Here is a 13182-nt window from a genome sequence, read left to right on the forward strand (position 1 = left end):
GCAATGATTGACATAAGGGAAATAAAGACAATCGAACAGCTGGAGCAAGTTCAGCAATTGGAATATAACGTTTGGGGCATGCCTTCAATTCCTATTCATCAAACTTTAACAGCTGTGAAAAATGGCGGTATCGTTGTTGGTGCCTATGACGGTGATCAATTAGTTGGCTTTAGCTATGGCTTTTCGGGGTTTCGAGAGGGCAAAAGCTATTTATGCTCCCATATGTTAGGGATAGACGAAAATTACCGCTCTCAAGGAATAGGTGAACAATTAAAATATGCCCAGCAAGCTATTGCTATTGATCGGGGCTACGATTTAATGGTGTGGACGTTTGATCCGCTGGAAACACGAAATGGTTTTCTCAATCTGTCCAAATTAAATGGTATTTGTTATACGTATATAGAAAACTGCTACGGTGAAATGCAGGATGGCTTAAATAAAGGACTACCTTCAGACCGTTTTGAGGTGTGTTGGCATATAACCTCTAATTATGTAAGTAAGAATGTTTCAATAGATACGACGGATGCCATACCAGTGGCTAGCTGTGTATTAAATGAACAAGGATTTCTACGTTTGTATATAACTGAAAATTTAAAATATAAAGAAGACTTATATACATTGCCTGTACCAAAGGATTTTCAAGCTTTGAAGCTACAAGATCCAGCATTAGCATTGGATTGGCGTTTCAAAACGAGATATTTATTACAACGCCTATTTGCACAAGGCTATGCGGCAGTTCAATTGCAGCAACAAGAATATTATAACGAGTATGTCCTCGTAAAATTAGAAACTTTAGATTTGGAAGGGGTAAAACCAATATGAAAATTACAGAAATTATCATCAGGCATTTAAAAATGAAATTAAAAGAACCATTTACAACAAGCTTTGGCACATTCGAGGATAAAGATTTTTTAGTTTTAGAGGCTAAGGATGAGGCAGGAACAATCGGTTGGGGAGAATCTGTTGCATTTCATTCTCCTTGGTACAATGAGGAAACATTGCAAACGAACTGGCATATGCTAGAGGATTTTTTAATCCCTCTTATTTTAAATAAAGAACTTCAGCATCCGGATGAGGTTAATGAGCTATTTAAACCAATTCGCAAAAATAATATGGCGAAATCAACAATTGAAGGTGCTATTTGGGATATTTACGCCCAACAGACGAATCAATCGCTGGCGGCAGCACTTGGAGGCAACAAGGATAAAATTGAAGTAGGGGTCAGTATCGGTATTCAAAAAACAATCGAGGACCTCATTGCGTTAGTCGATGGCTTTGTGAATGAAGGCTATAAACGAATGAAAATCAAAATTAAGCCATGCTGGGATGTAGAGGTCATGCGTACATTACGTGAAACGTTCCCTGATGTGGCGTTTATGGCAGATGCGAACTCAGCTTATCGTCTCGAAGATGCTGAAACGCTCAAGCAGTTAGATGCTTTTAATTTAACGATGATCGAACAGCCATTGGCGTCGGATGACATCATTGACCACGCAGCATTACAAAAATTAATCGATACGCCAATCTGCTTAGACGAAAGTATCCATTCGTTAGAAGATGCACGGAAAGCTGTTGAGTTAGGCAGTACTAAAATTATTAACATTAAAATTGGTCGTGTTGGTGGCTTAACAGAAGCGAAGAAAATACATGATTATTGTGAGGCAAATAACATTCCAGTTTGGTGTGGAGGCATGCTAGAGTCTGGTATTGGTCGTGCACATAATGTGGCATTAACTACATTATCGAATTTCATTTTACCTGGAGATACTGCAGGCTCAAGCCGTTATTGGGAAAAAGATATCATCGACCCAGAAGTTGTAGTGAAGGACGGTTATATTGAAGTTCCTCAAAAAGCAGGAATCGGCTATGAAGTGAATAGGGAGACAATCGATTTATTCACAGTAGCACAGAAAATATATAAATAATACGATTTTAGAAAACTATTGGATAGAACTTAAATCATAAGGCGATAACTCCTACGAGGAATCTACCGTCTTATCGATTTGAAAAAATAGATAAGCAGGTGGTCTATGAAAAAAAGTTGGCAGATAGGTGGCGCATTTGTAGGACTAATCGTTGGTGCTGGCTTTGCATCAGGACAAGAAATTATGCAATATTTTACGAGCTTTGGTCTTTACGGGATAGCAGGAGGAATAGTCGCAACAATCGCATTTGCTTTTTTAGGGATGAGTCTAGCACAATTAGGAGCGGATTCACAAACGACCTCACATAAAGAGGTTATCTATCAAATTGGTGGACGGTATGTTGGGGTGCTATTAGATATTGTCATTACATTCTTCTTATTTGGCGTTGCAGTTGTTATGTTTGCTGGTTCGGGGTCTACATTCGAGCAAATGTTTAATATAAATCCGATGATTGGTAGTATTTTTATGGTCATCATTACGATTTTAACATTGCTATTAAATGTAAAAAATATTATTAATATAATAGCTTTAGTGACGCCCTATTTAATGGGAATCGTTTTTATTATATTAATTTATTCTATTTTCACGATGGACTTAACAATTGCCGAACAGAATGTGTTAGCGCAGGAGCAAACATCTGCGTCTTCTAATTGGATATTGGGCGCACTTCTCTATGTATCTTATAACATAGCTGCTGGTACTGCGATGTTAATTGTTATGGGGGGAACGGTAAAAGAGCGCAAGATTGCCGGTTTAGGTGGTCTTCTTGGTGGCGTAATGCTCGGTGTTTTAATCATACTTATTAATATTGCTTTGTTCGTTAAAATGGATATAGTTGGTGGGACAGCAATGCCAACATTAGAGCTAGCAAAACAAATACATCCTGTAGTAGGTATTTTAATGTCTATTGCTCTATTAGGTATGATGTACAATACGGCTGTAGGAATGCTTTATGCATTTACAGTACGTTTTATAGCGCCTGACCATAAAAGCTTTAAATTGGGTATTGTGGTAATAGGCTTAATAGGCTTTGTCACGAGTTTAGTAGGGTTCACGACTTTAGTTGGAAAGGTATATTCAACAATGGGGTATTTAGGCTTTGCACTAATCATAGCTATTATCATCTCGTGGCTACGTAAAATACCAAAAGCTTCCTAATTATATTTTTGAGATTCTCTAGTGTTTTTATACAGCACTAGGGGATTTTTTTGGATCTTAGTAATGAAAACAAGTTGATGATCATACAGTAATTGTATGTTTTTTAATCAGCAAATGTTTAATGTAACGTAAGTGAAACGACTGTTACAAATCTTTCTTGAAGCTATAGAACATTCCCACTTCAGTAGGTGATGAGATACTGAATAAAGATAAAACCTCCAAACGCAAAGCGACAGCGGCCAATTACACCAAGGCGAAATAAATTCGCGGGGATTTTAAAAATTCTGCTTTGTGTAAAATAAATTCTCGTATTTTTAAATGAAATCTATCTCGGTGCTAGACACTAATTTTTGTGAATGCTATATTAATAGTGTCATAGTTTTTTTATAATTAAGAAAAATCAGGTTTCGCCACCGATAGATGGGATGGCATTTTATACGATATGCGTGGAGGGTTGGCGATTTCTTGGGGATCAGCGTCACAGATGAAACCTTGGGAGCGAGCATCGCGAGTGAAGCGGTTCATCGGACGCCCCAAGAAAGCTTTGCTCCGTAGTGAAAGCAAAGCGTCAGCTACTAAAGCGCTCAGCCGGAACGGAAATCAACAACACATTATGGTGATGACTCAAACTTTTTCTAGTTATAAAGAGTGATGGAGTAAAGAGTTATAAGAAGGATGATAGATGCCTATGGTAAAGAAAACATTAAAACAACGCATTGTTGACGCTTCTGTAGTGCTATTTCAGCAAGATGGCTATCACAATGTCACTGTTGATCGCATTGTTGAATATATTGGTGCATCAAAGGGTGGATTTTATCATAATTTTAAATCGAAAGATGAGTTGTTGTATGAAATTCACGATGTATTTATTTCCTATGTTATTAAACAATCACAGGAGGCATATGACAAATACGATACACCGATTACACGTTTATGTGCAATGCTGCAAACACTGACTCAAGTATTTGATGTGTATCAAGCACATATTACTGTTTTTTATGAGGAAAGTCGTTCATTGCCAGAGGAATATAGTGAAATTATTCATAATAAACGAGATCAATATCGGGATATTTTACAAAAAGTCATAGAGGAAGGCCAGCAAACAAAGGATTTTCGTACAGAACTACCTTGTACTATTGTAACGATGGCTATTGTTGGGATGATTAACTGGACATACAAATGGTTTAAGCAATCAGGCCCTTTAACGATGGAGGAAATTACAGAAGTATTTACGGATATGGTATTGCGTGCGATTGTCACTGAACAAGCAATGGAAGAAGCCGTTCAATTTATGGTCAAGGAGAAGCCAGAAGCAAAAACTGGTTTTATTAATAGTTAAAACAAACCGACTAGTCGGTATCAACTTCTTTCAATGGGTGTTTAAACACCCGTTGAAATAGAGGAACTCAATCTAAAACCGCCACGTCCTGTGGCAACGACTGAGTGACCAACATCACGTTGGCGAAAAACCTCCGTCCGGATTCCGGATGCTATTATGACGAGGTATAATTGATTTTTTGCAACTGTCATCTGAACGAAATCCGCTATGGCAAAATTAAACATTAGGGGGACTGGGGATGAACTTTGAACTAACGAAAGAGCAAGCAATGATTCGAGACATGGTGCGTGATTTTGCTGAAAATGAAATTAAACCGTATGCTCGTGAGGTTGACGAGACATCGACAATGAGAATAGAGAGCTTTAACAAGATGGCAGAGCTAGGCTTATTAGGTATTCCATTTCCTGAAGAGTATGGTGGTTCAGGCGGAGATACTGTTTCCTACGCACTTGCTGTTGAAGAAATCGGTCGTGCGTGTGGTGGTACCGGATTAAGCTATGCAGCAGCAGTTAGCTTAGGTGCTTCGCCTATTTATAATTTCGGTACCGAGGAGCAAAAGCAAGAATGGCTTGTTCCGTTAGCGAAGGGGGAAACATTAGGTTCGTTTGGTCTAACAGAGCCTAATGCTGGTTCAGATGCTGGTGGGACGCGTACAACAGCCGTAATTGATGGTGATGATTACATCATTAATGGTGAAAAATGCTGGATCACAAATGCTGGCCATGCGCGTCAAGTTATTGTGACTGCAGTGACAGGTAAACGTGAGGATGGTAAAAAAATTATCTCAGCTATCATTGTACCGACGAATACTCCTGGCGTAACGATCAACTGCAATTACGACAAAATGGGCGTACGTGGCTCCAATACATGTGAGATTATTTTGCAAAATGTTCGTGTACCAAGGGCTAATCTTTTAGGGGATGAAAAACGCGGATTTAGCCAATTTTTAAATACTTTAGACGGAGGCCGTATTTCCATAGCAGCATTATCAGTAGGAATTGCACAGGCAGCTTATGAGAAATCATTAAAATACGCAAAAGAACGTGAACAATTTGGTGCACCAATTTCAAAACTTCAGGCAATACAGTTTAAATTGGCCGATATGGCAATGGAGATAGAGCTTGCACGTACGTTAGTACATAAGGCGGCATGGCTTAAAGATCAAAAGAAACCATTCGGGAAGGAAGCGGCAATGGCAAAATTATTTGCTTCTGAAATGGGCTTCCGAACTTGTAATCAAGCCATTCAAATTCACGGCGGTTCAGGCTATATGAAAGAATACGACGTAGAGCGTCATCTGCGTGACATTAAGTTAATGGAAATCGGTGAAGGAACGTCTGAAATTCAACGTCTCGTTATTTCTCGTTTAATAGGCTGTTAATCATCTTAGGTGCTAAAAGGAGGATTTTCATGGCGGAACTTGTGTATCAAACTATTGGTCAATTGCTAGATGAACAAGCGGAAAAGTATCCACAGCGGGAAGCATTAGTGTATGCAGACAGGGATTTACGGATGACCTACGAGGAGCTCAATCGGCAAAGTCGTTTAGTAGCTAGGGGGTTAATGGCTCTTGGAATAGAGAAGGGCGAGCATATTGCCGTGTGGACGACCAATGTCCCGGAATGGGTACAGCTGCAATTTGGTACAGGTAAAATGGGTGCTCCCATCGTCACTGTCAACACTAATTATCGTTCAAGCGAGTTGGAATATTTATTGAAGCAATCCGATGCAAAAACGATTATTTTAATTGAAAATTATCGAGACCATTCTATTATGAATACACTGCAAGAGTTATGTCCAGAGCTTGAACATTGTAAACCGGGTAATTTGCAATCAAAGCGACTGCCTTTATTGAAAAATGTTATTTTAATTGGCGAGACAAAATACCCCGGAGTGCTAAACTGGGCTGATGTGTTATCGGCTGCAGAGCGAATAACAGAGGAGCAATTAGATAAAAGACAGCAAGAGCTCCATTATGATGATGTTATTAATGTTCAATATACTTCGGGAACAACAGGTTTTCCGAAAGGTGTTATGTTAACGCATTATAACTTAGTCAATAATGCGATTAATATTGCAGAATGTATGAATTTAACTTTCGAAGATCGTTTATGCATTCCTGTCCCATTCTTCCATTGCTTTGGCTGTGTAATTGGAACATTAGCCATTACGACTAGTGGCGGGACGATGGTACCAGTGCAGGAATTTTCAGCTACTGAAGTGCTACAAACAGTTGAAAAAGAGAAATGTACAGCGTTACATGGTGTACCAACGATGTTTATTAGTGAACTTAATTTACCGAATTTTTCGTCTTTTGATCTATCAACGTTACGTACTGGAGTAATGGCAGGCTCTAATTGTCCTATTGAGGTGATGAAAGCCGTGATCGACAAAATGGGCATGAAGGATGTTACTATCTGCTACGGACAAACAGAAGCCTCTCCTGTTATTACGCAAACGAGAGCAGATGATCCGCTATTGTTAAAGGTAGAAACCGTTGGTCGTGCATTACCGAATTTGGAAGTTAAAATCGTCGTTCCTGGTACAGACGAAGAAGCTGCGCCAAATGAGCAAGGGGAACTATGTACGAGAGGCTACCACGTCATGAAAGGTTACTATAAAAACGCAGAAGAAACGCTTCTTGCAATTGATGGGGCTGGTTGGCTGCATACCGGGGATTTGGCAACGATGGATGAGGCGGGCTATGTCCGTGTAACAGGACGTTTAAAAGATATGATTATTCGGGGTGGTGAAAATATTTCTCCTCGGGAAATTGAAGAATTCCTTTACACACACCCGAAAATTGCAGATGTACAGGTTGCGGGTGTTCCTGATCCTGTTTATGGAGAGGAAGCGGCAGCTTGGATCATTTTACGTGAAGGAGAGCAGGCAACAGAGGAAGAAATTCGGGATTATTGTCGGGATAAAATATCTAGACATAAAATACCACGACATATTTTCTTTATCGACGACTATCCGATGACTGCATCAGGAAAAGTTCAAAAGTATAGATTACGAGAGAGTTTTGTTCCAGCAGTGAAGTAAGAAGGGGGCCGGTGTTATGTTCAAAAAGGTTTTAATTGCAAATCGTGGAGAGATAGCAAGACGTGTTATTAGAACATGCAAACGACTAAATGTCCTAACAGTTGCGGTGTATTCCGAGGCAGACGCTGAAAGCTTACACGTTAAGGAGGCGGATGAGGCGTTCTGTATCGGAAAACCACCTGTTGCACAAAGTTATTTAAATATTGATCGTATTCTGGAAGTAGCGAAGGAAAGCGGTGCTGAAGCTGTTCATCCAGGCTATGGCTTATTATCAGAAAACACTGAGTTTGCTAAACGTTGTACAGAGGCAGGCTTAGTTTTTATTGGGCCTAGCGCAGACGTTATTGCTTCAATGGGTAGTAAATTAGAAGCCCGGAAAACGATGAAGGCGGCAGGTGTACCAATCGTTGAAGGCGTAGAGACACCTGTGAAAGATGTAACAGAAGCTATTGAAATTGCTTCCCGTCTAGGCTATCCGATTATGTTAAAAGCCTCTGCTGGTGGTGGGGGTATCGGAATGCAACTCGTAGAAAATGCAGAGGAATTGGCAAAAGCCTTTGAAGGAAATCAAAAGCGAGCACAGTCATTCTTTGGTGATGGCACGATGTATATGGAACGATTTATTGCTAATCCTCATCACGTCGAGGTACAAATTATTGCGGATCACGATGGCAATGTCGTACCGCTATTTGAGCGTGAGTGCTCGATTCAACGCAGAAATCAAAAAGTAGTTGAGGAAGCACCATCTCCTTTCATTTCTGAAGAAACAAGGAAAAGTATGCTAGATGCTTCCGTCAAGGCAGTTCAGCATATTGGCTATGTGAATGCTGGCACGATTGAGTATTTAGTAGATGCAGAGCAAAACTTTTATTTCTTAGAGATGAATACGCGCTTACAGGTTGAACATCCGGTAACTGAGGAAATTACGAATCTAGATCTTGTAGAGGAGCAATTAAAGATTGCGGCACAACAACCATTAGCATTTACGCGGGAAAGTATAGAAAGAAAAGGGCATGCGATTGAAGTACGCATCTACGCCGAAAATCCTTCGACCTTTTTCCCTTCTCCAGGTACAATCACGGCTTTTGAATTACCAACAGGTGAAGGTATTCGCCATGAATGTGGCGTAGAGGCTGGCACTTCGGTAACACCTTTTTACGATCCGATGATTAGCAAATTAGTTGTGTGGGGAGAAACACGAGCAATTGCGTGTGAACGACTTATTGAGGCACTTAAAGCATATAAAATAGAAGGAATTCAAACAAATATTCCAATGCTACTAAAAACAGTCACACATGAACAATTTTTAAAGGGCTATACAACAACTAAATTTGTAGATGAATATTATCTACCTCAATTAGCAGAGACAAAATAAAACGTCTGGACGTATTGTTTATCTGTGCGAGGAAAGCGCCAGCAACGGAATGTATTCTGTGCGAAAGCGAAGCGACCGCAACGACAATTACGCCAAGGCGAAAATGATAAAAGCATTCGCACTTAACTATTAGTGCGAATGCGTTATCAGTACATTCATAACATTTGGAGGGGTTTACAATGGCAACAGTTAAAGCGAGCATGGCAGGAACAGTATGGAAAATTGTTGTAGCTGAGGGCGAGAAAGTTACAGCGGGACAAGATGTAGCAATTTTAGAGTCGATGAAAATGGAGATTCCTATTGAAGCAGAGGAAGATGGCGTAGTCACAAAAATCATTGCGAACGAAGGGGATTTCATTAACGTTGATGACGATATTTTAGAAATTGAATAAGGAGGCTTCTTATGCAGCTACCAAAGCATGTCACGTTAAAGGAAGTAGGGCCTCGTGACGGTTTGCAAAATGAGAAAACGCATCTTGCAACTGCCGATAAAGTGCAATTAGTAAATTTACTTAGTCAAACTGGATTGAATTATATTGAGGTAACTTCTTTTGTGCATCCGAAGTGGATTCCACAGCTGGCAGATGCAGTGGAGGTTCTTCAGACCATTAAACGCCAAAAAGATATCACATATGCGGCACTCGTACCGAACATGCGTGGCTTAGAACGTGCATTGCAGGCTGAAGTAGATGAAGTGAGTGTATTTATGTCAGCAAGTGAAAGCCATAATCAAAGTAATATTAATAAAACAATTAATGAAACATTTCCGATACTACAGGAAGTTGTGGTAGGGGCAAAGGCAGCGCATAAAAACGTACGAGGCTATATCTCAACGGTAATTGGGTGCCCGTATGAAGGCTACATACAACCAGAAAAGGTTTTGCGAGTAACAGAAAAATTATTAGAAATGGGCGTCGATGAAATTTCGCTCGGTGACACGATTGGCGTTGGTGTACCGACACAGGTGGAAAATCTGTTAGAAGAATTGCTAAAAAGATATCCTGCAGAACATTTCGCGATGCATTTTCATGATACACGTGGCACAGCGCTAGCGAATATTGTTCAATCTTTAAAAATGGGCATTACGAAGTTTGATAGTGCGCTTGGTGGACTTGGCGGCTGTCCGTATGCCAAAGGAGCATCAGGTAATGTAGCTACGGAAGATTTACTGTATTTATTACATGAAATGGATATTACAACGGGTGTAGAGCTCAATAAAGTGCTAGAGGCTGCGCTATTTATTGAACAGAAACTAGGGAAGGCCGTTGCCTCTAAACAAATGGCGATTGCCCGTAATGAAAGGAGTGCGAGTCAATTATGACGCAGCTCGTTCGTTTTGAATTATTAGATGGTAGCATTGGGCTTATTACACTTTCCAGACCTGAAGCTGCAAATGCAATGTCTGTACAACTACTCCAAGAACTGAGCACGACACTCGACAACATAAACGGTGATCCGGCAGTGCGAGTCGTTTTATTAACGGGGGCAGGGGAAAAAGCTTTTTGTGCCGGAGCAGATTTAAAAGAACGTAAAGGGATGCCGGACCGACAAGTAAAGCAAATTGTGCAATTAATCGGTGCAACGGTGGCAAAAGTAGAAGCACTCGCCCAACCAGTTATCGCCGTACTAAATGGTGTTGCTTTCGGTGGCGGACTCGAACTAGCGTTAGCCTGTGATTTACGTCTTGCAGCTGCACATGCAAAGATTGGCCTTACGGAAACATCACTCGGCATCATCCCAGGTGCAGGAGGCACACAACGACTTCCAAGACTAATTGGCATTGGAAAAGCGAAGGAATTAATTTATACAGCACGTCGACTAAATGCAGAGGAAGCGAGAAGCTACGGTATTGTGGAGTATGTTCATGAAGGACATGAAGTACTAGAAAAGGCTCAGCAGCTTGCGCTCGAAATGGCAAAGAATGCGCCACTTTCTTTAGTACAGGCGAAAATCGCCATGAATCAAGGAGTTGAAGTAGATTTAGCAACGGGCTTAAAAATCGAATCACTTGCATATAATGCTCTGATTCCTACAGAAGATCGATTAGAGGGCTTACTTGCTTTCCAAGAAAAACGAACACCGCAATACTTAGGGAAATAAAAGCTCGATAGATCTTGAATGGTTTTAAAGTAGGAATTTTAAAACAATGAAATCCAAACATATCGTTTAAATTCTCAGCACAGAAGTAAAGTTATACAAAGTGCTAAGGCGTAACCGAATGGGCAAAAGGAGGAATTAACTATGAGCAATGTACCGACAGAAAATACGACTAAAACAATGAAGGAACAAATTTTAGCAGGTGGTCTGCCAAAATACCACGATAAAAACGCGCAGCAAGGAAAATTATTTGTACGTGAACGACTCGAATTATTATTAGATGATGGGCTACAATCAGAGGATGGCTTGTACGCAAACTGTTTAGCCGGTGACTTACCGGCAGATGGCGTTGTAACAGGAATCGGTAAAATCCATGGCCGTACCGTTTGTGTATTAGCAAACGACTCGACGATTAAAGCTGGCTCTTGGGGTAAACGTACAGTAGAAAAAATGATTCGTATTCAAGAAACAGCTGAAAAGTTAAATTGCCCATTACTGTATCTAGTCGATTCGGCAGGTGCGCGTATTACTGATCAATTAGAAATGTTTCCTGGCCGACGAGGAGCAGGACGTATTTTCTATAATCAGGTAAAACTTTCAGGTAAAATCCCTCAAATATGCTTACTGTTTGGACCTTCTGCAGCAGGAGGTGCATATATCCCTGCATTCTGCGATATTGTAGTTATGGTAGAGGGCAATGCATCGATGTATTTAGGATCCCCACGTATGGCGGAAATGGTTATTGGTGAGAAGGTAGATTTGGAAACGATGGGTGGAGCGAAAATGCACTGTTCCGTTTCCGGTTGTGGAGATGTGCTTGCTAAAACCGAGCAGGAAGCAATTGCCTATGCGCGTAAATATTTGAGCTACTTCCCGAACAATTATGCAGAGCGCGGTAAAGTAGAGGCTCCAAAGCCACCAGCTACATTTGATAAATCGATTGAAGAGCTAATACCAAAAAATCAAAACGTTCCATTTGATATGTATAAGCTAATTGACCGTATTATAGATGAAAATACGTTTTGTGAAGTGAAAAAATTATTCGCTCCAGAATTAATTACAGGACTAGGACGCATTAATGGGCAATCCGTTGGAATTATCGCCAATCAACCGCGCGTAAAGGGTGGCGTTTTGTTCCACGATTCAGCTGATAAAGCAGCAAAGTTCATTTCACTTTGTGATGCGTTTAATATTCCGCTTCTTTTCCTTGCAGATGTACCAGGCTTTATGATTGGTACGCAAGTTGAAAAAGCTGGGATTATACGTCATGGAGCGAAAATGATTTTTGCAATGAGCGAGGCAACAGTCCCTAAATTAACGGTCATTGTTCGTAAGGCATACGGTGCAGGGCTGTATGCAATGGCAGGTCCTGCTTTTGAGCCAGACTGCTGTATTGCGCTTTCTAACGCGCAAATTGCTGTAATGGGCCCTGAGGCAGCGGTCAACGCAGTATATGCAAATAAAATCGCTGAACTTCCAAAAGAGGAGCAAGCGCACTTTATTGCAGAGAAACGCAAGGAATATCAAGAGGAAATCGATGTCTATCGTCTAGCTTCAGAGCTCATCATTGACGATGTTATTGAGCCAAATGATTTACGAAAAGCACTTGAATCACGTTTAGAGCTGTATATGTCAAAATATTTATTATTCTCGGAACGTAAACATGGAGTAAATCCAGTTTAAAGTCTGAAAGAACGCTGTCTCATTTTAATTGAGGCAGCTTTTTTTGCATCACTAATAGCCGAGGATTGTATTTTGTTAAAATTTGTTTTTTCTCTTTTCTAATTGAATCTGGACAAACGTATAGTAAAGGAGGATAAAGTATACCTAATATATGCTAGTATCCTTTAAAACGCTTTACCCATCTTCTTATTGCCACTTGCATGGGGAAGGGAGGCATATTAAAATTATGAGAGGAACAGGAGGTAGGTCGTACAGGCATGACAAAAAATAATATACAGGGTAGTGCCAAGCTACCGTTACCTTATCGTTCATTGATAGATACATATTATTTACCAATCAAGATAATAGGTTGGATATTTTTTTGTATTTATTCTGTAATAGCTTTTTATAAACTAGTTATTGATCGACTAGTGAATGTAATTATTATTTTATTTAATGGCGAATATTCTCTAGACGAATTAGGGCTGTTTGATTATAGTGACTGGCGTTTAATCACAAATTTTATTCCCTTTGATACAATTCTTCGCTATATAAATTACTCTCAGTATTTTAATTTAGAT

11 protein-coding genes and 1 pseudogene are annotated in these 13182 nt (G+C 40.1%); all 12 read left to right on the forward strand.

Annotated elements, in window-relative coordinates; all coding sequences use genetic code 11:
• Positions 1–3: 3 nt before the first annotated feature.
• The gene (locus PVA17_RS20125) at positions 4–822 is read left to right on the forward strand and encodes a GNAT family N-acetyltransferase (protein WP_274068734.1); all 819 of its coding nucleotides are present in this window, start codon (positions 4–6) and stop codon (positions 820–822) included.
• The gene (menC, locus tag PVA17_RS20130) at positions 819–1925 is read left to right on the forward strand and encodes an o-succinylbenzoate synthase (RefSeq protein ID WP_274068735.1); all 1107 of its coding nucleotides are present in this window, start codon (positions 819–821) and stop codon (positions 1923–1925) included. The genes PVA17_RS20125 and menC overlap by 4 nt, the downstream gene beginning before the upstream one ends.
• Before the next feature lie 105 nt (positions 1926–2030).
• Positions 2031–3083 carry a YkvI family membrane protein gene (locus PVA17_RS20135; protein ID WP_274068736.1) on the forward strand — a complete coding sequence of 351 codons (1053 nt, stop codon included), beginning with the start codon at positions 2031–2033 and terminating at the stop codon, positions 3081–3083.
• A 688-nt stretch (positions 3084–3771) separates the two neighbouring features.
• Positions 3772–4422 carry a TetR/AcrR family transcriptional regulator gene (locus PVA17_RS20140; protein WP_274068740.1) on the forward strand — a complete coding sequence of 217 codons (651 nt, stop codon included), beginning with the start codon at positions 3772–3774 and terminating at the stop codon, positions 4420–4422.
• Between the two features lie 238 nt (positions 4423–4660).
• Complete coding sequence (locus PVA17_RS20145; protein ID WP_132360154.1) at positions 4661–5803, forward strand: acyl-CoA dehydrogenase; 1143 nt, start codon at positions 4661–4663, stop codon at positions 5801–5803.
• A gap of 29 nt (positions 5804–5832) precedes the next feature.
• Positions 5833–7467 (forward strand): AMP-binding protein, encoded by a 1635-nt coding sequence (locus PVA17_RS20150; protein ID WP_274068737.1) that lies wholly within the window; start codon positions 5833–5835, stop codon positions 7465–7467.
• A gap of 16 nt (positions 7468–7483) precedes the next feature.
• Entirely contained in the window at positions 7484–8842 is a 1359-nt protein-coding gene (locus PVA17_RS20155) for an acetyl-CoA carboxylase biotin carboxylase subunit (protein WP_274068738.1), read from the forward strand.
• Between the two features lie 179 nt (positions 8843–9021).
• On the forward strand, positions 9022–9234 hold the full coding sequence (locus PVA17_RS20160) for an acetyl-CoA carboxylase biotin carboxyl carrier protein subunit (RefSeq protein ID WP_132360160.1): 213 nt from the start codon (positions 9022–9024) through the stop codon (positions 9232–9234).
• Positions 9235–9245: 11 nt separating this feature from the next.
• Positions 9246–10163: a hydroxymethylglutaryl-CoA lyase gene (locus tag PVA17_RS20165; RefSeq protein WP_132360162.1), complete on the forward strand. Its 918-nt coding sequence runs from the start codon at positions 9246–9248 to the stop codon at positions 10161–10163.
• Positions 10160–10942 (forward strand): enoyl-CoA hydratase, encoded by a 783-nt coding sequence (locus PVA17_RS20170; protein ID WP_132360164.1) that lies wholly within the window; start codon positions 10160–10162, stop codon positions 10940–10942. Before PVA17_RS20165 ends, PVA17_RS20170 begins: the two co-directional genes overlap by 4 nt.
• A 141-nt stretch (positions 10943–11083) precedes the next feature.
• Positions 11084–12622, forward strand: coding sequence for an acyl-CoA carboxylase subunit beta (locus PVA17_RS20175; protein WP_132360167.1), 1539 nt, complete (start codon positions 11084–11086; stop codon positions 12620–12622).
• A gap of 257 nt (positions 12623–12879) precedes the next feature.
• Positions 12880–13182, forward strand: a pseudogene (locus PVA17_RS20180) (VanZ family protein); the annotation flags it as partial.

The sequence above is a fragment of the Lysinibacillus sp. CNPSo 3705 genome, assembly GCF_028674935.1.
Taxonomy (GTDB): Bacteria; Bacillota; Bacilli; order Bacillales_A; family Planococcaceae; genus Lysinibacillus.